The organism is Methylobacterium oryzihabitans, assembly GCF_004004555.2.
Taxonomy (GTDB): domain Bacteria; phylum Pseudomonadota; class Alphaproteobacteria; order Rhizobiales; family Beijerinckiaceae; genus Methylobacterium; species Methylobacterium oryzihabitans.
In genome coordinates, this window is record NZ_SACP01000025.1 from 24,348 (window position 1) to 47,002 (window position 22,655).

General features: G+C 72.7%; 14 protein-coding genes. 5 read left to right on the forward strand and 9 right to left on the reverse strand.

Features of this window, described 5'->3' with window-relative positions; all coding sequences use genetic code 11:
* The first annotated feature begins 633 nt into the window (after positions 1-633).
* Positions 634-1,440, forward strand: a complete 807-nt coding sequence (locus EOE48_RS21225) for a PP2C family protein-serine/threonine phosphatase (protein WP_127732884.1) — start codon at positions 634-636, stop codon at positions 1,438-1,440.
* A complete protein-coding gene (locus EOE48_RS21230; protein ID WP_127732885.1) occupies positions 1,437-3,278 on the forward strand; it encodes a serine/threonine-protein kinase in 1,842 nt (613 codons plus the stop codon). Before EOE48_RS21225 ends, EOE48_RS21230 begins: the two co-directional genes overlap by 4 nt.
* A gap of 31 nt (positions 3,279-3,309) precedes the next feature.
* Here the strand turns inward: EOE48_RS21230 and EOE48_RS21235 are convergent, their stop codons facing one another.
* Together EOE48_RS21235 and EOE48_RS21240 are read right to left on the reverse strand one after the other, a co-directional pair.
* Positions 3,310-3,567 (reverse strand): hypothetical protein, encoded by a 258-nt coding sequence (locus tag EOE48_RS21235; protein ID WP_127732886.1) that lies wholly within the window; start codon positions 3,565-3,567, stop codon positions 3,310-3,312.
* A gap of 274 nt (positions 3,568-3,841) precedes the next feature.
* On the reverse strand, positions 3,842-7,378 hold the full coding sequence (locus EOE48_RS21240; protein ID WP_127732887.1) for an autotransporter outer membrane beta-barrel domain-containing protein: 3,537 nt from the start codon (positions 7,376-7,378) through the stop codon (positions 3,842-3,844).
* Positions 7,379-7,927: 549 nt separating this feature from the next.
* Between EOE48_RS21240 and EOE48_RS21245 the strand changes: the two genes are divergently transcribed.
* Positions 7,928-8,854 carry an adenylate/guanylate cyclase domain-containing protein gene (locus EOE48_RS21245; RefSeq protein WP_127732888.1) on the forward strand — a complete coding sequence of 309 codons (927 nt, stop codon included), beginning with the start codon at positions 7,928-7,930 and terminating at the stop codon, positions 8,852-8,854.
* 78 nt (positions 8,855-8,932) lie between these two features.
* Here the strand turns inward: EOE48_RS21245 and EOE48_RS21250 are convergent, their stop codons facing one another.
* Positions 8,933-11,074 (reverse strand): caspase family protein, encoded by a 2,142-nt coding sequence (locus EOE48_RS21250; RefSeq protein ID WP_127732889.1) that lies wholly within the window; start codon positions 11,072-11,074, stop codon positions 8,933-8,935.
* A gap of 490 nt (positions 11,075-11,564) precedes the next feature.
* Here EOE48_RS21250 and EOE48_RS21255 point away from each other — a divergent pair, with 490 nt between their 5' ends.
* Both EOE48_RS21255 and EOE48_RS21260 read left to right on the forward strand, forming a co-directional pair.
* Positions 11,565-13,319: an AsmA family protein gene (locus EOE48_RS21255; RefSeq protein ID WP_127732890.1), complete on the forward strand. Its 1,755-nt coding sequence runs from the start codon at positions 11,565-11,567 to the stop codon at positions 13,317-13,319.
* A gap of 177 nt (positions 13,320-13,496) precedes the next feature.
* On the forward strand, positions 13,497-14,381 hold the full coding sequence (locus EOE48_RS21260; RefSeq protein ID WP_246154668.1) for an efflux RND transporter periplasmic adaptor subunit: 885 nt from the start codon (positions 13,497-13,499) through the stop codon (positions 14,379-14,381).
* Between the two features lie 285 nt (positions 14,382-14,666).
* Here the strand turns inward: EOE48_RS21260 and pbfA are convergent, their stop codons facing one another.
* The 6 genes from pbfA to EOE48_RS21290 all read right to left on the reverse strand — a co-directional run bounded on the left by pbfA (position 14,667) and on the right by EOE48_RS21290 (position 22,615).
* The gene (gene pbfA, locus EOE48_RS21265; RefSeq protein WP_127732892.1) at positions 14,667-16,052 is read right to left on the reverse strand and encodes a (R)-1-hydroxy-2-aminoethylphosphonate ammonia-lyase; all 1,386 of its coding nucleotides are present in this window, start codon (positions 16,050-16,052) and stop codon (positions 14,667-14,669) included.
* A 2-nt stretch (positions 16,053-16,054) separates the two neighbouring features.
* Positions 16,055-17,779 carry a putative 2-aminoethylphosphonate ABC transporter permease subunit gene (locus tag EOE48_RS21270; protein WP_127732893.1) on the reverse strand — a complete coding sequence of 575 codons (1,725 nt, stop codon included), beginning with the start codon at positions 17,777-17,779 and terminating at the stop codon, positions 16,055-16,057.
* A 43-nt stretch (positions 17,780-17,822) separates the two neighbouring features.
* Positions 17,823-18,920 (reverse strand): putative 2-aminoethylphosphonate ABC transporter ATP-binding protein, encoded by a 1,098-nt coding sequence (locus EOE48_RS21275; protein WP_127732894.1) that lies wholly within the window; start codon positions 18,918-18,920, stop codon positions 17,823-17,825.
* A gap of 221 nt (positions 18,921-19,141) precedes the next feature.
* Positions 19,142-20,161, reverse strand: coding sequence for a putative 2-aminoethylphosphonate ABC transporter substrate-binding protein (locus EOE48_RS21280; protein ID WP_127732895.1), 1,020 nt, complete (start codon positions 20,159-20,161; stop codon positions 19,142-19,144).
* Positions 20,162-20,598: 437 nt separating this feature from the next.
* Positions 20,599-21,426: a phosphonoacetaldehyde hydrolase gene (gene phnX, locus EOE48_RS21285; protein WP_127732896.1), complete on the reverse strand. Its 828-nt coding sequence runs from the start codon at positions 21,424-21,426 to the stop codon at positions 20,599-20,601.
* Positions 21,427-21,505: 79 nt separating this feature from the next.
* The gene (locus EOE48_RS21290; RefSeq protein ID WP_127732897.1) at positions 21,506-22,615 is read right to left on the reverse strand and encodes a 2-aminoethylphosphonate--pyruvate transaminase; all 1,110 of its coding nucleotides are present in this window, start codon (positions 22,613-22,615) and stop codon (positions 21,506-21,508) included.
* Between the last annotated feature and the right edge of the window lie 40 nt (positions 22,616-22,655).

Here is a 22,655-nt window from a genome sequence, read left to right on the forward strand (position 1 = left end):
AGGCACGGCGACAAACAGGCCCGGACATCAGCAGCATCCCCGATCCCGGGAGCGCCTGCCCTCCGGCGACGACCTGTTTCCTACGTCGTTCACCCGGCGACTTCGGTGTGGGCGCGCACCCGATGCCGCGATAGACGGTGCGAGGCCGGGGGTCGGATCGATGCCGGCGCGACGACCGGCGTGTGTCCCTCGCGACGGGCGGCGGGGCCGGCGCGCATCGGGCCGACCGCTTCGGCGCGACGGCCCCCGCTCCTTGGCCGACCTCGGGCGCCGGCGGCCGTGTGTGCGAGCGGACCTTCGTCCCCTCGGCCCCGCTTCGCGGGGTGCGCGTCGCCCCCGGCAGACAGCGTCGCCCCGCGGCGCGATCCAGGGCAATCGCTTGAGAGCGATTGCCCTGGTTTCTTGCTTGGCCTCAGGCGCCGGCGTTCGCATCCGCTCACTTGGCTCTCGCTCCGCTCTGCGTTCGAGCGGACATTCGTCCCCTCGAACTCGCTCCGCGAGGCGCTCTTCGCGCCCGGAATGTAGCGTCGCCCCGCGGCGCGATCCGCCCGGCCTTGCCGAACCGCGTCGCCTCGGTCAGGGTTGCCGCGCCCGCGCGACGGTGGTCGGGTTGCACGAGGAAGGACCGGTCGGATGCCCGAGACGGCCCCGCAGGGCGGGGGAGAGGCGCCGCGCTGGCCGGCGACCCGGCTCGATCTCGGCGCGGCGAGCCATGTGGGACGTGTCCGCTCGCTGAACGAGGACCGCTTCCTCGTCGCGCCCGAGAGCGGGCTGTTCGCGGTCGCGGACGGGATGGGCGGGCACGCCGCCGGCGACGTCGCATCGGGCGCCCTCGTCCGGGCCCTGGCGGGAATCGCGCCCGCGGCCTCGGCCGGCGATCTGCTCGCCCGGATGAAGGCCGGCATCGTCATGGCGAATGCCGAGATCCAGAAGGTGGCGCAGGCCCGCGGCGACCTCGTCGGCACCACCGTGGCGGCGCTGCTGATCTTCGTCCCCCACTTCGCCTGCCTGTGGTCGGGCGACAGCCGGATCTACCGGGTCCGGGCCGGAGACATCGCGCAGCTCTCCCGCGACCACACCGAGATCCAGTCCCTGCTCGACCGGGGGGTGCTGACCCCCGAGGAGGCGAGCGCCTGGCCGGGCCGCAACGTCGTCACCCGGGCGATCGGCGTGCGCGAGCGCCCCGAGGTCGAGCTCGACCACGGCCTGCTGGAGCCCGGCGACCTGTTCATCCTCTGCTCGGACGGGCTGACCCAGCACGTCGGCGACCGGGAGATCCTGAGCCTGTGCGCCGACGCCGCCGCGGCGCAGGGCGCGTGCGACGCCCTGGTGGCGCTGACCCTGGCGCGCGGCGCGACCGACAACGTCACCGTCGTGGCGGTCCGCTACCTCGGCCCGCCGGACCCGGAGGGGACGCCCCCGGAGGACGCGGCGTCATGAACGAGGAGACGGTCTTCCTGCCGCAGGCGGAGAGCGCCTTCATCCGTCCCGGCACCCGGCTCAACGACACCTACGCGATCCGCAGCCTCATCGCCGCCGGCGGCATGGGCGAGGTCTACAAGGGCGAGGCGCTGGGCACCGGCGACGCGGTGGCGATCAAGGTCATCAAGGCGGAACTCGCCCGCGACCCGGCGGCCCTGGCGCTGTTCCGCCGCGAGGCCTCGGCGCTGCACAACCTCCACCACGAGGCGATCGTCCGGTACTTCGTGTTCTCCGTCGATCCGAAGCTCGGCCTGCCCTATCTCGCGATGGAGTTCGTCGACGGCGTGCTGCTGTCCGAGCACCTGAAGGCGTCCCCCCTCGACACCGCGACCCTGTCGCTGCTGCTGCGCCGGCTCGCCGCCGGGCTCCAGGCCGCGCACGATCTCGGCATCATCCACCGCGACGTCTCGCCCGACAACGTGATCCTGCCCGGCGGCAACGTCGCCCGGGCCAAGCTGATCGATTTCGGCATCGCCCGGGCCCCGAGCGAGGACGGGACGGTGATCGGCGGCGGCTTCGCCGGCAAGTACGCCTACGTCTCGCCCGAGCAGCTCGGCCTGCACGGCGGCGAGGTGACCCCTCAATCTGACATCTACAGCCTCGGCCTGCTGCTCGCCTGCGCGGCCCGCGGCGAGGCCCTCGACATGGGCGGCAGCCTCGTCGAGGTGATCGACAAGCGCCGGCGCGTGCCGGATCTCTCGCGGATCGACGAGCGCATCCGCCCGGTCCTGACCGCGATGCTGCAGCCGCACCCGAAGGACCGCCCGGCCGACATGGCGGCGGTGGCGGCCCTGCTGTCCTGGGACGAGCCGCGGCGGCGGCGGATCGGACCCGTGCTCGCGACCGCGGCCGGGCTGGCGGCGGCGGCGGTCCTCGGCGGGACGGCGGCGCTGATGCTGCCGGGACGCGAACCCGCGGCTCCGCCGAGGGTCGGGGCGCTCCCCCCGGACGGGTCCGGACGGCCGGCCCAGCAGGTCCGCGACGCCCCGCCGGGCGACGGCGCAGCCGTCGGGCCGGTCCAGGCGCCCGAGGCACCCCGGGCGCCCGAGCCGCCGCCGCAATCAGGCCCGCCGCCGAAATCCGTCATCACGCCGCTGCCCGATCCGGGACCGGATCCGGACGCGGCGCCGCCCACGCGCGCCGACCCTCCGGCAAGCGCCGCGGCCGACCCTCCGGCAAGCGCCGCGCAGGTCGAGAGCTTCATGCGCACCTACGACGGCGGCGACTGCTTCTTCGTCACGGCGGTCTCGGTCGAGCCGCCGAACGTGATGGTGGACGCGTTCGGGGCCTCGCCCCGGCCGTTCATGGTCTTCGATGCCGCGTTCCAGCGCGGCCTCGGCATCGAGCCGCAGATCGTCCTGCACCAGCTCACCGAGGCGCAATGCCCGCTGGTGGCGTTCCTGGCACGGCACTATCCGCTGCGCGACGCCCGCGCCGCCGGCCTCGCGGTCACGTCGGACCTGTTGCACAGCGGCCAGGAACTGACCGGGACGGTGGAGGCGGGGGGCGACCGCAGCGTCGAACTGCTGCTCGTCGGGGATGACGGCCGGGTCAGCAACCTCAGCCGCTCGGTGCGGCGCGTCGGCGACACGGCGCGCTTCGCGGTCCGGGTCGAGGGCAGCGGCGCGCCCAAGCCGCAGATGCTGCTCCTGCTCACGAGCCAGAGGCCGCTCGCCAGCCTGCGGGGACCCGGCACGCTGCGGGCCGGGCCGCTCCTGCGTCAGGTCGGCGAGGAACTCGACCGCGATCCGCGGCCGGCGGGGATCGCGATCAGCTATTTCAGGCTCGGAGGCTGAACCCGGCCGGCGCCCATGGCGCGCCCCGGCGTCACGGCATCCGGGTCATCAGCCGCAGCGCCTCGATGTCGAAGCGGGTATAGGGGCGAGGACCGTCGCCGTTCCAGGCCTGCCACTGGTGGTTGGCCGCGTGAAGTTCCCGCAGGTCGCGGTACGCGGGCCGCTCGCTGACGCGCTCGCACGACCACGGCGTGGCGCACAGGACGTAGTCGGCCCGCGCCGGCACGGCGGCGGTCGAGAACATCGCGACGGTGGCGGCCGACAGGGTCGCGGCAACACGCAGAATCATGATCCCTCCTTCGGGTTTCTCTGGCGGCCTCGCAAGTCTTGAGGCCGGACGTCTTGCGGATGTGGTGTCCCGCCAGGACGATGCAAGCTTGGCGTGGAGCATCTTCTCATACGGGTCATGACCGTATCGTCCGGGAACCGTATCGGGCGAGGCGCCGGAAGCCTGTGCGTCGGCGCACGCGACGGGCGCCCTCGCGGCGGCCCCGGGGCCGGGCCGACGAAAAAGGGGCCCGGCGCGAGCCGGACCCCCTTGCATCGTCGACCGTCGATCGAGCCTACCACTGGTAGCGCATGCCCACCCGGCCGCCGCCGCCGACGAGGTCGCCGCCGATGCGGTAATCGGCCCGCACGAAGCCCGACAGGCCGGTCTTGAGGTTGAAGAAGTTCACCGAGGCCTGGACCTCGCCGCGCACCTTGCCCTGCTCGCGCAGGCCGGTCACGCCCGTGACCCCGTTCACCGCGCCCGTGACCCCGCTCTCCGTCAGCACGGAGTACACGAAGCCGGTCACGCTCGGCTCGACCCGGATGTCGCCCTCGACGAATTCCGAACCCACCCGCGCGCCGATCCGCCCGCGCAGGGCGTCGCCGTCGCGCAGGGGAACCGAGGTCGCCGTCAGCGCCGCCTGCTGGTTGAAGGTGGTGGCGACGTATTCGAGCCCCGCCGTCGGTTCGACGTAGATCGCGTGCTCCAGCGGGATGCGGTAGCCGACATTGGTGGTGTAGGCGTAGTTCTGCAGCCCCGTGCGCTGCAGCAGGCCCGGCGCCCGGATGTCGAGGCCGAGCAGGTCGACCTTGAACAGGTGGTCCCAGAACCAGGGCCCGTTCAGGTAGGTGCCGTAGACGCCGACCGTGCCGCCCTCGTAATCCTGCCGGCCGGCATTGCGGTTGAGGCGGACGTCGGCGGTGGTGTAGCCGCCCATGATGCCGATGACGAGGCCGTCATCCTCCTTGGTCAGGCGGCTGATCACGAGGTCGGCGCCGCCGAGCAGGCCGCCGCCGGACTGGCTGTAGCCGAGGTCGCGGACGAAGCTGGTGCCGCCGACGGAGAACGACGACGAGCCGGAGCGGCGCTCGAGGTCGCCGTAGGCGCGGGCCCAGGCGGCCGGGCGGACGTTGCTCGGCACCGGCTCGACCGGCTTGACCAGGTTCGGGGCGATCGGGTCCTTGCTGACCAGGGCCGAGTACTGGTTCAGGCCGGCATACTGCATCGCCTGCGGGATCGACGGCGTGCCGGAGGCGGCGCGCTGGGCGTCGGTGCGCAACTGGGTCATCCGGTCGAGGACGGCGGTGCCGCCCTGGAACGCGATGGTGCGCGAGGCGATCACCGCCGTGGGAGCCGAGAGGCCGACCGCGGACGGCACGGTGGCGAGGGCGACGGTGCCGCCGCCGCCGCTGCCGGCGCCGTTGACGAGGGCGACCTCCAGGGCGCCGAAGTTCTGTGCCCCCGCCAGCCTGAACGCTCCGGGGGTCAGCGCGCCGCCGACCTCGACCAGGACCGGCGAGGTGGTGAAGGCCGCCCCGGGCGTGACGTTGTTGACGAAGAGGCGGGTGGTGCCGGCGGCGCTGCCGGTGACGACCAGCCGGTCGGAGGCGCCGGTGGCCGAGGCCGCGTCGAGCAGCAGGGTGCCGTCGCGGCCGACGTAGTCGCCCTGGACGACCAGCCGGTTCGCGGCGCTGCCGGTGCGCAGGTCGATCGTGCCGGCGTTGGTGAACGTGGAGATGCCGCCGAAGGTGGCGCTCACCGGTCCCTTGTCGGTCGGGCTCTGGGCCGCGAGGGCGATGACGCCGGTATTCTCGACGGTGCCGGACCCGAAGCTGCTCGTGCCGGCGGTGCTGAACAGGCCGGCATTCGACAGGGTCGAGCCGTTGCTCAGCGCCACCGTGCCGAGGATGACGCCGCGGTTGTCGATGCGCGACGCCACGGCGCTCGCCGAGGTGTCGATCGCGTAGCCCCCCAGTCCCGAGACGGTCCCGGTATTGGTGATGGCGAGCGTGCCCGACTGCTGGGACCGGATTCCGGCCACGAGGCCGGTCACGCCGGCGATCGTGCCGGAGTTGGTGACGGTCAGGTTGCCGCCGGAGGTGAAGGCCACGACGCCGATGCCGGCCGTCGCGGTGATGGTGCCCGAGTTGGTGATGCTCAGATCGCCGAGTCCGAACGATCCGGTCGCGGCTTCGGCATAGGCGGCGATGCCGGCGGCCGGCGCCGTGATGGTGCCGCTGTTGACGATCGCGCCGCCGTTGCCGAGTGCCGCGATGCCGATGCCCCGGAAGGCCTGGGTCGCGCCGTCGGCGAGGATGCCGGCGCCGAACTGGCTGAAGGTCTGGGTGAGCTGGGCGAGTTGCGGCAGGCCCGCGCGCAGGGCGGAGGGCAGGGCAGGGATGGAGGCGTCCTGGGTGATCGTGCCCGTGTTCTCGACGGAGACGGAGGCGAGGCCGTAGGCGGCGATGCCGACCTCGTTGAAGCTCAGGCCGCCCCCGTTGCGGACGGTGGCGACCGGCGCGAGGGCGGCGATGCCGATCGCCGCTCCGGCGATCGTGCCGGTATTGGTCACGCTGACGCTGCTGCTCGACGCGCCGACCACGCCGAGCGGTGCCGTGACGGTGCCGCCATTGGTCACGGTCAGGATGCCCGAGCCGGCGCGGGCGAGGATGCCGAGGGTCCCGGCGGTGACGGTGCCCTGGTTCGCCACCGTGCTGGCGCCGGTTCCCTGGGCGTTGTCGATCTCGATGCCGGTGCCGGTGGGCGAGGAGATCGTCGCCGAGGCCGCCACGTTGATGGTGACGCTGCCGGCCGGATCGGTGCCGGGCGTCGCGCTCGCCGGGGTCACCAGCACGGCGGTGCCGCGGGCCACCGCGTTGATCGTGGTGTTGTCGAGCACGTTGAGGATGAACGAGCCGCTCGGCGTGTAGAGGATGCCGCCGTTGTAGGTCTGGCTCGGACCGCAATTGGCCACCGTCGTCGTCGAGGCGTTGTCGCCCGCCCGGCAGACGTTGGCGAACAGCACGGTGCCGTTGCGGACCGGGAACAGGAACTGCCCGGCCACGCCGTTGTTTGAGGACGTGGCGAGGGCGTTGGGCCCGCCGTCGATCAGGGCGCCGTTCACCAGCGAACCCGGCAGCTCGAAGTAGGTGCCGGGCTCCCCGGAGCCGTTCGAGTAGCCGGCCGAGGCCGAGGTGCCGCCGAGGCCGTTCGTCCCGCCGTTGGCGTTGCCGGTCTCGAACTGGATGCGGGCGTAGTTGAAGTAGATGTCGAAGTTGCCGGTGCCGGTATCGGCGCGGTCCGTCAGGATCAACTGGAACGTGTTGGTCTTGTCGGCACGGCTCGAGAAGTAGCCGACGCCCGGCCACGTCGCTCCGAAGGCCGTGCGGCCGGCGAAGGAGCCGTTGCCGTAGGACGTGATCCCGCTCGCGGGGTTGCTGGTATCGATGTCGGCGAAGAACGGCGCGATGATCGGCGAGCCGCGGTAATCTGCGCCCAGTCCGACCGGCGTGTAGCTGCCCGACGCCCGGCCGAACGTCACGTTGCCGTTGTTGTTGACGTAGAGCTGGTTGTAGGTCGTCCCGAAGTAGTTGGCCGCGAACGGCAGCGCCACCGCTCCCGTCGAACTGTCGTCGTTGCGGGCGAGCTGATTCGAGTCGAAGCCTGGCACCACCCTCTGGGCGGCGGCCACGCCCGGCGTCACGATCGTCTGGGCGGCGACCACGCCCGGCGTCACGATGCCTGCGGCCACGCCCAGCAGCAGCGCCCGCCGCACCCGCCCGAGACCCTGGCGGTGCCTCGCACGCGCCCACACTCCGTCCGTCGCCATAATCCGCGAACTCCGCCCCGATCACGATCTGGCGCATTCTGCGCACAGCCACGGTTGAGAAAAAACCCGCTCGGCTGCCCTCGCCTGGATTTGCGCTCCCCGTGGCGCAATCGCCACAGAACTGTCGAGATCATCGAAGTCGAGCAAATCGCCTCATCCAGATGAATGAGGTATCAAGATCACGCCATGCTGACACATGATCGAGTGGGCTTGGGTCGGTGGATCGAAATGATGCGGAAACAATCCGATCGGCGTAGGGCGGCGGCATTACCCCAGTAAGGCGCGAGTCGCGGGGTCCGGCGTTGCTGGGCAGAACTCGTTCACGACGCGGTTATCCCTGCGTCGTCGGCGAATTGGGTCGGAGTCCGGGCCCAGAGCCCGCGGCGCGGCGCCGGCCGCCCCGCCGGGGCGAGGATCCGGCACGATCGGGCGCGCTCCGCCGGCGTCGCGACGGCGAGCGGCACTTTTTTGCTTCCCGACCGCCGGGGAGTTGCTTACAGGAGGGGAGGAGCGGCCCCGCGAGGGAGCCGCGGGGATCACTCCTCTCCGATGAGCACCACCGGAACCGCCTCGATCGGTGTCCTGTTCTGCGACGTCGCCGGGAGCACCAGGCTGTACCGGGAGGTCGGCGACGCGGTGGCCCTGCGGGTGGTCGATGCGTGCCTCGACCTCGCCGCGACGGCGGTGCAGGCCGGCGGCGGTCGTCTGGTCAAGACCATCGGCGACGAGTTCATGGCGGTGTTCGACGACGCCTGCGCCATGTGCGACGCGGCGATCGCGGTCCAGCGCCGGTTCGAGGAGGCGGCGCCCGCCCTCGAACACGCCGCCGCCCACCGGCTGCAGCTGCGCATCGGCTTCCATTTCGGCCCGGTGGTGCGCACCGCCGACGACTATTTCGGCACGACCGTGAACATGGCGGCCCGGATGGTCGCCCTGGCCAAGGGCGGGCAGATCATCACCACCGGCGCCCTCGCCGACGCGCTTCCTCCGGCGCGCCGGGCGGCCACCCGCTCGCTGGGCGGCATCCACGTCAAGGGCGTGGGCGACGAGGTGCGGGTCGCGGAGGTGCTGTGGCACCTCTCCACCCACCAGACCACCGTGTTCTCGCTGATGCCCGCCCCCCGGCAGGCGGCTCCGATCCCGGAACTGCGCCTGTCCCACGGCGGCCGGCGCTGGACCTTCGACGAGGGCCGCCAGAGCGTCTCCCTCGGCCGCGAGGCCGGCAACGACGTCCTGATCGAGAGCGAGCACGTCTCCCGCCGCCACGCGACGATCGAGCGGCGGGGCGACAAGTGGGTGCTCGTCGACCACAGCACCAACGGCACCTTCGTGACGCCGTTCGGCGCCGAGGAGTTCTGCATCCGGCGCGAGGAACTGGTGCTGCGCGACGTCGGCACCCTCGGCATCGGTCTGGCGGTCGGCAAGGACCGCGAGAACGGCGTCGCCTACGCCCTGACGCTCCACGAGACCGGCTGAGGACGGCCAGGGGCCCGATGCGACGAGAGGCCGGCTCCCAGCGGAACCGGCCTCTCGTCGCATCGGGAGCCGGCCCCGTCAGGGCATCCGGCTCATCATCCGGGCCGCGCCGATCTCGGCCGGGCCGAAACTCGACGCCGCCCTCGCCGGCGCCGGCGCCCGGGCCTCGACCGGCCGCGAGAGCGACGGGATCCGGGCGCGGGCCCGGATCGGCTCCACCACGGTGACCTTCGGCTTCACCACCGGGCGCGTCGTCTCCCGGACGGCGGGCCGCGCCTTCACCGGCTCCGGATCGGGCAGCGCGGCGCGCTTGACCCGGGGTTCCTTGGCGGCCGGTGCCGCGGTCTTCGGGGCCGGCGCCGCCGGCTTGAGCGTCTCGGCGGGCCGCGGCGTCGCCGGCGGAAGGCTGACGTGCTGGGGGGCCGTGGCGGGCCGGCATTCGTCGCCGCTGGGCTCCAGGCCCGGCGGGCAGGAGACCCGCAGGCAGGCATCGCCGCTCGGCTCGGTTCCGGTCGGGCACGCCGCCGGGCAGATCCGGCCGTGGTAGCCGGTCAGCATGTCGAGGGTGGACTGGTCGGGCATGTGCGAGACGATCTTGACCGCGCGGGTCAGGCCTGGCCGGGTGTCGCCCGCCTGGGTGACGCGGTAGAAGCGCTCCAGCGCCTCCATCGATTGGGTGTTCCACGACGCGCCGGACTTCCCGTCCGATCTGATCGTCCCGTCGTAGCAGCCGAGGGCCTGGAGACGGTCCTGCACCGCGCCGACGATGCGGTCCTGCTGGGCGGCCGCGGCCTCGTCCAGGGCGGCGGTCGCGGCGGCAGGCTCGTCCTTGATCGTCAGGCTGGCATAGGCGATCGCCGGTCCGGAGGGGACGTCGGCGGCGAGGTCGGGCCGGGCGGCCGCCGGCTTCGGCGCCTCGGGGGCGGGGGGCGCGGCCTCGGTCCGCGGCGCCTCGACCTTCGGCGTCGCGAGCATCGCGAGTCTGGTCCGCTGCTCCAGCTCGCGGCGCTCGGCCTCGACGGTCCGGGCGGCCTCCTCGTCCCGACGCTGCCGTTCCAGGCGCGCCACCTGCTGCCGCTCCGCCTCGCGGACCTCCTCCTCGCGGGCCCTGCGGGCCAGCTCGGCGAGGCGCTCGTCCTCCCGGCGCTGGGCCAGGATCAGGGCCTGCTCCTGCCGCTCCTCCTCGTCGCGCCGCGCCTTGTCGGCGGCCAGACGGACCTTCTCGCGCTGGCGCTGCTCCTCCTCGAGGCGCGCCCAGGCGACCTGATCGTCGGTGGCGCGACGCTCCTCGCGGCCGCGGGCATCGTCGGCGGCGACCGGCGCCGCGACGTAGCCCTTCTCCTCCAGCATCCTGATCCGCGCGAGGGCGTCGTCCCTCAGGAAGCTGCCGGCGTATTTCACGGTGAAGCTGCGCAGGTCGGCGATCTGCGTGCTGGTGCGCAGGCGGCTCCAGGCCTGGATGTCGGTCTCGGTGCGGTTGAGGAAGACCTCGCCCGGGTAGGAGCGGGTCACCTCCGGCAGCTGGCGCCCGTTGGTGGCGGTGGACACCGACAGGGCGACGCGCTGGAACACCTGCCCGACCTCCAGCCCCGGCTCGGCCATCGTCTTGACCAGGGCGGCGGCGTAGAAGCTGTTGCGGCCGGTGCCGTCGAAGGCGACGCTGTTGGCCTGGGTGGCGTAGGCCATGATGAGGCCCTTGCGGCCGACGACGCTCGCGAGGCCGGCGGCGCCGCTGCGCCGGCCGGCATCCTTCAGCGGCAGGTCGCGGCAGGCGTCCAGGATCAGGATGCGGGCGCCCTTGGCGTTGTCGAGCGCTCCGATCACGCTCTCGACCGCGATCGTCTCGAACGGGACGTCGAACCCGTCCTTGAGCTGCGCATCGGTCGGGACGAGGTAGTTCTGGCCCTGGTACTGAAGCCCGTGGCCCGCATAGTAGACCAGCGCCGTGTCAGCATCGTGGGCGATGCGCGAGAACTGCGCCAGCTTGCGGTCCATGTCGCGCCGCGAGAGGTTGCGGCCGTCCACCACCTCGAAGCCGACCTGGCGCAGGACGCCGGCGATGTCGTCGGCGTCGTTGCCCGGGTTGGCGAGGCGGCCGAAGCTGTCGTAGGCGGCGTTGCCGATCACGAGCGCGATGCGCCGGTCCGATGGGGCCGAAACGGCCGTCGTGGCCCACACCGTGAGCGAGAAGGCGAGGAGGGCAGGGAGCGACCGTTTCATGGCCGCCAAATTACAGGGTCGCGGTCGCCGTGGGCAAGTGCCGTTACGCACCATCCGACGATTCGGGACGGGGATCGTCTTCGCGAGGTCCCCCGAGGTCTGCGGCACCGGAAGTCGGCCGCGAGTCCGCGGCCGTCGCCCCCGCCTGCCACGACTGTCGCCGCCCGCGCGACGATTTCGCGCCGCCGTCGTCGGGGCGACGATCCGGTCCGGGCCGGACGTCCCCGTCTCGCCCCGCCTGCCCTGACCCGCCCGCGCGGGGCAGGGGGATCGCTCGAAGAGCGATCGCGCCGTGTGCCGGGCGCGAAGAGCGCCCCGCGGAGCGCAAGCCGAGTGAGCGGACGCGAACGCCGGCGCCTGAGGCCGAGCCAAGAAACCAGGGCGATCGCGTTCGAGCGATTGCCCTGGCGCGCCGCGCCTGGGCGATTGATTTCGCCGGGCAAGTGCGGTCTTCTTTCATCGCGCGTCCTCGACGGGTTGCCGGCCGGACATGAGACTTCGCAACCTCCTGCTCATCCTGGCGGCCGGGGGCGTGGCCGGCGCTGCGGCGCTTCTGGTCGCGGGCGAGGGCCTCATCGTGCGCGCTGCCGCCGGCCGCCTCGAGGCGGCGACCGGACGGTCCTGGGTGGTGGGTGGTGCCGGGCTGTCGCTCCGGCCGGCCGGCCTCGTCCTGTACGACCTCGCGACGGAGACGCCGCCCGGACCCGTGGGCCGGGCCCGCCTCACGATCGAGGCGGTGCGGTTCACCGCGGCGGCGCTCGGTCTCCTGGCGGGCGAGGCGGACGAGGTTGAACTCGTCCGGCCTGCCCTGCACTGGCCGGCACAGTGGTGGCGCGGAGACGAGACGCTTCGGGGTCCCGCCCTCTCCCCGGGCCACGCTCCCCGCGTCGCACGCCTCACCGTGCGCGAGGGCCGCATCGCGCTGACCGAGGGGGAGCGCACCGTCGCGGCCCTCGACGGGCTCGCCGTCGCGGCGGCACGGCAGGCCGGCGGCTACGCGCTCACGGTGGCGGGCCGGACGGACGGCACGCCCGTCCGCTGCACCCTGACCACCGCGCCGGTGGATCCTCCACCGGTGCCGGTGGATCCTCCACCGGTGCCGGCGGATCCTCCGCCGGTTGCGGGCCGACCGCCCGGCGATGCGGAGGCCCTGGCCGTCACCTTCAGCTGCCGGGTCCCGCCGGTCTCGGGCGCGCCCATCGACGGCGCCGCCGAGGCGGTCCTGACCGGCTCGACCCTGACCCTCTCGCGCCTCTCGGGCAGTCTCGGCTCCGACCGCTTCGGCGGCAGCGCCCTGGTCGATCTCGCGCGCAAGCCCTTCGTGCGGCTCGATCTCGGGTTCGAGGCGCTGTCCGTCGCGGCCCCGCCGGAGACCGGAGCGTTGGGGACCGCGGCGGTGCTGCGCCTCTTCGACGGCCGGATGCGGCTCCGGGCCGCCTCCCTCGCCATGGGCCGGACCCGCCTCGACGGGGTCGACCTCGACCTGCGGCTCGCCGACGGTGCCGTCGAGGCGGCGCTCGCTCCGGCGGGGCTGCATGGCGGCCGGGTGCAGGGCCGCCTCGCGGCCACGCTCGCGGCCGCGCCGGAGGACGAGCCGCGCCATGCCCTGCTGATCGAACTGGCCCGGGTCCGGGCGCTGCCGCTGCTGTCGGGCCTCGCCGGCTTCTCCCTCGTCGACGGCGCCGCCACCGCGACCCTCGACCTGCGCGCCGGCGGCCGCGACCTCGCCGGGATCCGGCGCAGCCTCTCGGGCACCGCCGCGCTCCTGGTCGAGAACGGGCGCTTCAACGGCGCCGACATTCCCGGCATGGTCCAGTCGATGGCCGCGCGGATCTCCGCGGCCGACACCACCGCCTTCGACCGGCTCTCGCTGCGCTTCCGGATCGACGACGGCCGGGCCACGACCCAGGACCTCGCCTTCGCGGGGCCCCTGGTCACGGCGGGCGGCAGCGGGGTGGTCGACCTCGTCGAGCGGGGTCTCGCCTTCCGCATCGAGCCGCGACTGACCGGCGCGGCGGCGCGCGCGCTGCCACGCCTGTTCGACGTGAGCCTGCCCATCCTCGTCAACGGCCCCTGGGACGCCCCCCAGGTTCACGTCGACCTCGCCGGATTGATGAGCGACGGACGCCTGCAGCAGGGCCTCGGGACGCTCGGTACGGACCTCCTGGGCGGCCGGGGCGGCGGGCTCCTCGACGCCCTCGTGCCGGCGGAGGGCGCCGGCCGGGCGGCGCCCCGGCGCCGCTGAGCAGTCCTTGCGACGATGGCCGCGGGTCCCGGCTCGGAGACCTCTTGCTTCGGAGGCCTCTTGCTTCGGAGACCCGCGGCAGGACAAGGATCCGGGTGGATGACGCATGGGCGCGCCGAGGCGGGACGGACCGATCCGGACAGGATCCGACGACGCGATCGGGATGAGGAACGGGACGTGTCGCGACGAAGATTTCTGACGCTGCTCGCGGCCTGCGCGGGCGTCGTTCCCGGGCTCGCCGGCGCGGCGGCCGACCCGGGGCCTGCCGGACCGACGGTCAGCGTGACCCGGGCGAGAACCCGCTGCTTTGCCGACCGGGTCGACGTGACCGGCGTGCTGGTGCCCCGGCAGGAGGTGCAGGTTCGGCCCGACCGGGACGGCCTGCGGGTTGCGCAGGTCCTCGCCAGACCCCTCGACGAGGTCCGGGCCGGCCAGCCCCTGGCCCAGCTCGCCCCCGAGGACGGCCAGCCGGGCGGGCCGGTGACCCTGCGCGCGCCGGTCGCCGGCCTCGTCGGCCGCAGCACGGCGGTGGTCGGCGCCCCGGCGCCGACCCGCCGGGATCCGCTCTTCGTGATCGCCGCTCGGGGCGAGGTGGAACTGGCGGCCGAGGCGCCGCTGGCGAAGCTCGACCGCCTCGCGCCCGGCCAGCCGGCGAGCGTCAGGCCGATCGGTCTCGGCCCGGTCACCGGCAAGGTCCGCCTCGTCACCCCGGTCGCCGATCCGGCGACCCAACTCGGTCAGGTGCGCATCCTGCTCGGCTCGGCGGCCGACATCCGGCTCGGCCTGTTCGCCCGCGGCACGGTCGCGGTGGGAGAGAGCTGCGGCGTCGCGGTGCCGTTTTCAGCCCTGGTGAACGGCAGCGACGGCCCGGCGGTCTACGTCTCGGCCGGCCGCACCATCGAGGCGCGCCCGGTCGGCATCGGGCTGTTCTCCGAAGACGAGGTCGAGATCCGCTCCGGGCTCGCCGAGAACGACCTCGTGGTGGTCCGCGCCGGCCCGTTCCTGCGGGAGGGCGACGCCGTGCGGGCGGTCGAGGTCGCCGATCCGCGAAGCCGGAACTGATACGGGTTTCGGACGATCAGTTCCGAAAATCGTATCATCAGCCCGCGCGGCGCTTGAGCGAAGCCGAAATCCGCATCGCGAAGCGATCGTTCGGATTTCGTATGATACGGGTTTCGGACCTTCGTTCCGGACATCGTATCGCCGGCCCGCGCGGTGGAACTGGAGGCTCCACACGCTTGAGCGAAGCCGAAATCCGTATTGCGAAGCGATTGTTCGGGTTTCGTAGGGATGCTCCAGAGCGGCAGGGCCACCCGGCCGGCGAGGTCGAGGAGGACGGGGGGCCGGTCATCCCCGGTCCTTCGCCGCGCCGGCGATCGCGGCCTCCACGATGTCCAGGGCGGCGAGCATCTGCGCCTCGCTCACCACGAGCGGGGGCGTCAGGGTCAGCACGTTGCCCATGGTCGTCTTGAAGGACAGGCCGGCATCGAGGGCCCGGTAGAGCACCGCCTCGGCGAGATCGGCATCGGGCTCGCGGGTCGCGCGGTCGCCCACGAGCTCGATCCCGATCAGGCAGCCCCGGCCGCGCACGTCGCCGATCGCGGGGTGGCGCGCCTTCATCGCCTCCAGCCGGTCGAGGGCGAGCGCGCCGACCCGCGCGGCGTTGCCGACGAGATCCTCGTCCTCGATGATCGCGAGGGTCTCCAGGGCCGCGCGGGCGGTCACCGGGTTCTTCTCGTGGGTGTAGTGCCCGAAGGCCCAGTCGCCGCCGACGTCGAGGCGCCGGTCGGCGACGACGGCCGCGATCGGCAGGATGCCGCCGCCGAGCCCCTTGCCGAGGACGAGGATGTCCGGGACGACGCCGTCGTGCTCGCAGGAGAACATCCGGCCGGTCTTGCCGAGCCCGGTCGGAATCTCGTCGAAGATCAGCAGGACGCCGTGACGGTCGCAGATCCGCCGCACCTCCGCCCAGAAGCCCGGCGGAGGGACGTAGGGCACGGCGCGGGTCGGCTCGGCGACGAGGGCGGCGACGTCGCCGTCGCGGGAGAGCACGTAGTCGATCATGCGGGCGCAGGCCCGTCCGCTCGCCTCGGCGCCGTCCGTGCCGTAGGGGCAGCGATAGCCCCCGAACGGCGCCACGTGGAGCGCGCCCGCGACCAGCGGTCCGGCGGGCCCGGAGCGGAACAGCATCTCGCCCGACATCGCCGAGGCGCCGGTGCCGGCGCCGTGGAAGGCGTCCCAGAACGACAGGGTCTTGTGGCGTCCCGTGGCCGCGCGGGCGACCTTCACCGCCACCTCGATCGCGTCCGAGCCGCCGGTGGTGAACAGCACCTTGCCGAGGTCGCCCGGGGCGAGCGCGCCCAGCCTCTCGGCCAGGGCGACCGCGCCGGCGCAGGCGTAGCGGCGCGGCGCGAAGGGCAGGGCGTCCATCTGCTCGGCGATCGCCCGCTTCACGCGCGGGTGCCCGTAACCGACATGGTGGACGTTGTTGCCGTGGAAATCCATGTAGCGGCGTCCCGCCACGTCCTCGATCCAGATGCCCTCAGCCCTCGCGATGGCGTTGAGGCAGGGCGTCGAGACTGACTGGTGCAGGAAGGCGCGGGCGTCGCGGGCGAGCAGGCCGCGCGTCTCGCCGTCGAGGCTGCGGGCCTGCCAGGCGGCGCGGCGGCCGGTCAGGTTGGTGTCGCCCTCGGATTCGGCGATGCCGGAGGAACGGGTCGCGGATGCGGTCATGGTCAGGCCTCGCGGCGGCGCCAGCGCTGCAGGCGCGCGACGACGCCCCAGCCGATCAGCGCGGCCCCGAGCCGCGCGGCGAGGGCGGTCGCCATGATGACGCTCGCCATCGCCGCCGCGGAGGCGGTCGTCCCGGCCTCGTCCATGTGGACGATGGCGATCGAGGCGAGCTTGGTGTCGGGTCCGTACAGGAAGATCACCGCGGAGACCGTCGTCATGGCGTTGACGAACAGATAGACCGCGAGTTCCAGCACCGTCGGCAGGCAGATCGGCAGGCTGACGCGGGTGAAGGTGCGCCAGAACGGCACCTTGAGCGAGGCCGAGACCGCCTCGAACTCGGGGTCGATCTGCTTGAGCGCCGTCGTGGCGGTGACGTGGGCGACCGTGTAGTAGTGGGCGAGCGTGTTGACCGCGAGCAGCGCCAGCGAGCCGTAGAGGACGTCGAGCGGGTTCCACGGCGCGTTGAAGAAGAACACGTAGCCGAGGCCGAGGACGAGGCCGGGCACCGCCAGCGGCAGCATCGCGAGGAGCTGCGCCAGCATCCGGCCGGCGGGGAAGACCTTCAGCTTCTCGATCAGGTAGGCGCCGGCGAATACCACCACCGTGCCGATGACCGCCACCGTTCCCGCCATGGCGAGCGAGGTCCGGTAGGGCTGCCAGCCGTCCGCATCGGTGGCGGCGAAGTCGTAATGGTCGAGGGTCAGGGCGAGGTTGTAGGGCCAGTAGCGGATGAACGAGGCCCAGACCGCCACGCCGTAGGTGCCGACGACGACGCCCGCGACCGCGACCGCGAAGAGCAGCGACAGGCGGTCGCGCAGGCGCCGCGGCAGCGGCTCGTAGGGCACCGAGCGGGCCGAGAGCAGGGCGGACTGGCGCCGCTGGACGACCCGGTCCACGGCGAAGGCCAGCACCGCGGGCACCAGCATCAGCAGGCCGACGACGGCGCCCATGGGAAAGTTCTGCTGGCCGACGACCTGCCGGTAGGCATCGGTGGCGAGCACCGAATACTGCCCGCCGATCACCTTCGGGATGCCGAAATCCGTCACCACCAGGGTGAAGACCACGAAGCCCGCGCTGACGAGGCCGTAGCGGGCGCCGGGCAGCGTCACGGTGGCGAAGGTGCGCAGGCGGCTCGTGCCCATGGCGGCGGCGGCCTCGTAGAGGCGCCCGTCGGCGAGCGCCAGCGCGGTGGTCAGGATGAGCAGGGCGTGGGGGAAGGCGTAGAGGCATTCGGCGATCACGATGCCGATCGGCCCGTAGACCGAGTGCCCGAACAGCAGGCCGCGCAGGAAGCCCTGGTTGCCCAGGATGTAGGTGAGCGCGATCCCCGACAGGAGCGAGGGCGCGAAGATCGGCAGCAGGGCCGCGGCGAGGAACAGCCCCTTGAACGGCATCGCCGTGCGCGTCAGGGCGTAGGCGTAGCCGAACGCGAGGGGCACCACGACGGCCACCGCGAGGGAGGCGACGAGAAGGCTGTTGGCCAGCGCGTCGACGAGGGCCGAGGTCGCGAAGTAGGTGCGGAAATTGGCGAGCCCGGCGAACCTGCCGTCCGGTCCCTCGACGCTCTTGACCAGCAGGGCCCCGAGCGGCAGCGCGATGATGAGGACGAGAAGCAGGCCGAGCGCGGCGACGAGGCCGGCGGCGACGGCGGCTTCCGGGATGCGGCGGCGGGCGGAGGCCGGCGCGCCGGTGTCGTCCAGGGGGAGGGTGATCGCACCGTCGCTCATCGCGTCCGAGCCTCCGTCACGTCGATCGGGCCGCCGGGCTCTTTCAGGCCGCCGGAGCCTGCGGGAAGGCCCGCAGCGCCCCGGGCGGCAGCGCCACGTAGAGGGACTGTCCCTCGGCGAGCCGCAGGTCGCCGAACAGGTTGGCCGAGACGTCGGCGACGAGGCTGCCGCCGAGGTCGCGGCGCGGCTCCAGCCGCGCCCGGTAGAAGGAGCCGAGGAATTCGAGGCTCTTCACCCGCACCTCGACGGCGTTGACGTCGCCGGCGGAGACGCCCCCGATCCGGATCTCCTCCGGCCGGAAGCCGAGGCGCACGGGGCTGCCCGGCAGGAAGCCGCGCCCGCCCTCGCAGACGAGATCGACGCTGCCGACCCGCAGCGCCTGCGACGGCGAGACCGTCCCGTCGAGGAAGGTCATCGCCCCGATGAAGTCGGCGACGAAGGCGGTCGCCGGGTTGCGGTAGATCGCCTCCGGCGTGCCGACCTGCTCGATCCGGCCGTGGTTCATCACCACGACGCTATCGGCCATCGCCAGCGCCTCCTCCTGATCGTGGGTGACCATGATCGTGGTGAGGCCGAGGCGCTTCTGGAGGGCGCGGATCTCCTCGCGCAGGCGGAGGCGGACCTTGGCGTCGAGGGCCGAGAGCGGCTCGTCGAGCAGCAGCAGCGAGGGCGAGGTGGCCAGCGCGCGGGCCAGGGCGATGCGCTGCTGCTGGCCGCCCGAGAGCTGGACCGGGTACTTCGCCGCCTGATCCGGCAGGCCGACGAGGGCCAGCAGCTCGGCGACGCGGGCCTTGATCCGGTCGCGCGTCATCCGGCGGTTGACGAGCCCGTAGGCGACGTTGTCGGCGACCGTGAGGTTGGGGAACAGGGCGTAGGACTGGAAGACGATGCCGAAATCCCGCTCCGCCGGCGGCGCCTTCGAGACGTCGACGCCGCCCATCGCGATGCGGCCCGCATCCTGGCGGTCGAGGCCCGCGACGATGCGCAGGAGGGTGGTCTTGCCGCAGCCGGAGGGGCCGAGGAAGCACACGAAGGCGCCGCGCGGGATCGTGAGATCGATCCGGTCCAGGGCCGTGAAGCTGCCGTAGGTCTTCGAGAGGCCCTGGATGGTCAGGAACGGTGCGGGATCGGATCTCGTCATGCCAGTCTCGCTCCTCGACGTGTCGCGCCTCGCCCAGGGCCATCGCTGAAGCGATGGCCCTGGCTTCTTGCTTGGCCTCAAGCGCCGGCGTTCGCGTCCGCTCACTCGGCTTTCGCTCCGCTCGACGTTCGAGGGGACCTTCGTCCCCTCGAACCCGCTCCGCGGGGCGCTCCTCGCGCCCGCCATGGAGCGTCGCCCTGCGGGCGACCCCAGGGCCCGTGCTATTTCTTGGCGGCGGCCTTCGATTCGTAGCGGCGCGACCACTCGGCCAGGATGCGGTCGCGGTTCTCGGCCATCCAGCCGAGGTCGTTCTTGATCATCCCCGCCTCGGCATTGGGCGGGTAGTTGGCTGGTGCGCTCGAAACGCCCGGATAGGCGACGATCGCGTAGCTCCTGGCGTAGAGTTCGCTCGCGGCCCTGGTGGCCCCCCAGTCGGCGACCTTCTGGGCGACGGCGAGGTTCTTCGTGCCCGCCACCACCGCCATGGCCTCCTCCTCCCAGCCGGTGCCGTCGGCGGGCACGATGACCTCGATCGGGGCGCCCTTGCTCTTCTCGGAGGCGCCGCGCATGTCGAGGGAAAGGCCCGCGGTCCGCTCGCCCCGGGCGGCCTGGACGCAGGGCGCCGAGCCCGAATGCAGGTAGGCCGCGATGGTGTCGTGGAGCCGGTCCATGAAGGCCCAGCCCTTCTCCTCGCCCATGCTCTGGAGCCAGCCGGCCACCATCAGGTAGCCGGTGCCCGACGAGGCGGGATGGGGCATCACGACCTTGCCCTTGAGGCCGGGCTGGAGCAGGTCCTCCCAGCGCTGGGGCGTCTTCACGCCGTCGCGGGAGGCTTCCGCCGTGTTGAAGCAGACGACGCCGAGATAGGCGTCCATGCCGGTCCAGGTATAGGGCGGCTTCGGGTCGCGGAACGCCTCCTTGAGGGCGTCGGCGCCGGCCGGCTTGTAGGGGGCCAGCAGGTTGAGCGTCTCGAACATCAGCAGGCTCGACGCGGCGAGCCCGATCACCATGTCGGCGCGGGGATTGTCCTTCTCGGCCAGGAACCGGGCGGTGATGACGCCGGTCGAATCGCGCACCCAGACCACCTCGGCCTCCGGCACCGCCTTCTCGATGGCCGCCTTGAACGGACCGAGCTGGTCGTTCTCCAGCGCGGTGTAGATCGTGAGCTTCGTCCGCTCGGCCGCCTGTGCCGCCGACATGCCCAGGGCGAGGGCGAGGGCAAGGATCGAGACGAGTCTCATGCGCGGGGCTCCGGTAGCGGACGGCACCGGGCGCTTGCAGCTCCGGCGGTTCGACAATAGACGGGCGGCGCCTCCCGGCAGCAAGTTCTTAGTTTTTGCAGTATTGCCTAGTTTTTTGGCGCTATCGGCGCGGGGAATTCAGAAGTGTATCGAGCAAAGCCGCAGCGTGCGACCCGACGACGTCGGGTCGGCCGATTCGGCGGCGATGAGCGGGGCGGCGTCAGCAGCAGGGCAATCGCTTGAGAGCGATTGCCCTGGTTTTTTGCTTGGCCTCAGGCGCCGGCGTTCGCATCCGCTCACTTGGCTTTCGCTTCGCTTACGCGTTCGAGCGGACATTCGTCCCCTCGAACCCGCTCCGCGAGGCGCTCTTCGCGCCCGCCATCGAGCGTCGCCCTGCGGGCGACCGCAGGACAATCGCTGAAGCGATTGGCCTGGCGTCAGCAGGCCTGCGGCATGCGGCCGGCCGCGAGCAGCCCCTCGATATCGGCGATCACGCCGGGCAGGTCGGCGATGGTGTCGACGAGGAAGTGCGGCCGCGACGCGGCGAACAGCGCCTTGATCCGCTCGCGCTCGGCGGCGAGCCGATCGGCCGGGAGCGCCCTGAACGCCTCGTAGCTCAGGCCCATCGCGTTGCCCGAGCAGGTGAGCGCCACGGTCCACATCCCGGCCCTGCGACCCTCCAGGATGCCCGGCACGGTGTCGTCCACCTTCACGCAGGCGGCGACGTCACGGACGCCGAGCGCGATCACGTTGGCGAGCGCCTGGGCCGGGAACGGGCGCCCGTTCGGCACCTCGTCGGTGGCGACCACGTGGTCGGCCTCGTAGCCGTTGGTCCGCGCGAGCGCCACGACGCGCTCCATCACGCAGGCCGGGTAGCCCGAGCAGGAGCCGATCCTGATCCCGCGGGCCCGCAAGGCGGCGATCGCGTCGAGGGCGCCCGGAATGATCCCGGAATGCTCGGCGATCTTCGCGATCTGCAGCGGCATGAAGCGCTCGTAGATCGCCGTCACGTCGGCATCGGTCGGCGTGCGGCCGAACCGCTCCGCGTAGCGCGCGGCGATCTGCGGCGCGTTGCAGAGCGTCCGGATGTGGTCCCACTTGCCCATGCCCATCGGCCCGCGCGCCTCCTCCAGGCTGACGGCGACGCCGAACTCGCCGAAGGCCTCGACGAAGATCTGGGTGGGGGCGAAGGATCCGAAGTCGACGACGGTTCCGGCCCAGTCCAGGACCACCGCCTCGATCGATCGCGGGTTCTCGTAGCGCATGGCGGGCTCCCGGCTCGCGGTTCATCCAATTTTCGATTGATCGCTTCGCGATGCCGACAACCGGCTTCGCTCAGGTGCCTCACAGGGTCTCGATTCCAAGCTCGCGAAAGGTTTCGGCCACCGCCGCGACGGCGCGCTCCATGTCGGCGGGCGTCACGGCCCCGATGCAGCCGACCCGGAAGGTCTCCACCCGGGTGAGCTTGCCCGGATAGAGGATGAAGCCCTTGTCGCGCACCGCCCCGTAGAAGTCGGCGAAGCGGTAGCGGCCGTCCCGCGGCGCGTGGAAGGTGACGATGATCGGCGCCTGGACCGCGGGGGCGAGGAAGCTGCGCAGGCCGAGCCGCCGCATGCCGGCGATCAGGGTCTCGCAGTTGCGGGCGTAGCGGGCGTGGCGGGCCGGCAGGCCGCCCTCGTCCTCGTATTGCCGCAGCGCCTCGTGCAGGGCCGCCACCACGTGGGTCGGCGGGGTGAAGCGCCACTGGCCGGTGCGCCGCAGGTAGAGGTGCTGGTCGCGCAGGTCGAGCGCCAGGGAGGCGGTGTTGCCCTCGGCCGCCAGCAGCGCCTCCTCCCGCGCCAGGACGAAGCCCATGCCCGGCACGCCCTCCAGGCCCTTGCCCGAGGCCGCGATCAGCGCCTCGAAGGGCACGGTCCGGGCATCGATCGGCAGCGCGCCGAACGAACTCATCGCGTCGACGATCAGCCGGCGCCCGTGCCGGGCGACCACGGCGGCGATCTCGGGGAGCGGGTTGAGGATGCCGGTCGAGGTCTCGCAGTGGATCAGGCCGACATGGGTGATCGCGCGGTCCTCCTCGATCAGCCGGTCCACGGCCTCCGGCGTCGTCGGCACGTCCTCGGGCGTCTCGTGGACGCCGTGGGCGCGCCCGAGCCGCTCGCAGATCGTGGCGAGGCGCCGGCCGTAGGCGCCGTTGACGAGGACCAGCATCTTGCCGTCGCGCGGCACGAAGGTGCCGACCGCCGCCTCCACCGCGAAGGTGCCGCTCCCCTGGAGCGGCACGCAGACATGGCTGCCCGAGCCGTTCGCGATCGCCACGAGCGTGTCGCAGAGGCTGGCGGTGAGCCCGTTGAAGCTGCCGTCCCAGGAGCCCCAGTCGGTCAGCATCGCCTTGCGGGTTCGCTCGCTCGTCGTGAGCGGGCCGGGCGTCAGGAGGATGGGGGCGGAGGCGGCCATGATCGTCCTCGGTCGTCCGCGCCGGCGTCGCTGCGGACGA

Coding starts and splice junctions, on each gene's coding strand:
- EOE48_RS21275 (WP_127732894.1), bottom strand. CDS start 18,920: ATGACGAGATCCGATCCCGCACCGTTCCTGACCATCCAGGGCCTCTCG.
- EOE48_RS21290 (WP_127732897.1), bottom strand. CDS start 22,615: ATGGCCGCCTCCGCCCCCATCCTCCTGACGCCCGGCCCGCTCACGACG.
- EOE48_RS21245 (WP_127732888.1), top strand. CDS start 7,928: ATGAGCACCACCGGAACCGCCTCGATCGGTGTCCTGTTCTGCGACGTC.
- EOE48_RS21255 (WP_127732890.1), top strand. CDS start 11,565: ATGAGACTTCGCAACCTCCTGCTCATCCTGGCGGCCGGGGGCGTGGCC.
- EOE48_RS21225 (WP_127732884.1), top strand. CDS start 634: ATGCCCGAGACGGCCCCGCAGGGCGGGGGAGAGGCGCCGCGCTGGCCG.
- EOE48_RS21270 (WP_127732893.1), bottom strand. CDS start 17,779: ATGAGCGACGGTGCGATCACCCTCCCCCTGGACGACACCGGCGCGCCG.
- EOE48_RS21240 (WP_127732887.1), bottom strand. CDS start 7,378: ATGGCGACGGACGGAGTGTGGGCGCGTGCGAGGCACCGCCAGGGTCTC.
- pbfA (WP_127732892.1), bottom strand. CDS start 16,052: ATGACCGCATCCGCGACCCGTTCCTCCGGCATCGCCGAATCCGAGGGC.
- EOE48_RS21280 (WP_127732895.1), bottom strand. CDS start 20,161: ATGAGACTCGTCTCGATCCTTGCCCTCGCCCTCGCCCTGGGCATGTCG.
- EOE48_RS21230 (WP_127732885.1), top strand. CDS start 1,437: ATGAACGAGGAGACGGTCTTCCTGCCGCAGGCGGAGAGCGCCTTCATC.
- phnX (WP_127732896.1), bottom strand. CDS start 21,426: ATGCGCTACGAGAACCCGCGATCGATCGAGGCGGTGGTCCTGGACTGG.
- EOE48_RS21250 (WP_127732889.1), bottom strand. CDS start 11,074: ATGAAACGGTCGCTCCCTGCCCTCCTCGCCTTCTCGCTCACGGTGTGG.
- EOE48_RS21235 (WP_127732886.1), bottom strand. CDS start 3,567: ATGATTCTGCGTGTTGCCGCGACCCTGTCGGCCGCCACCGTCGCGATG.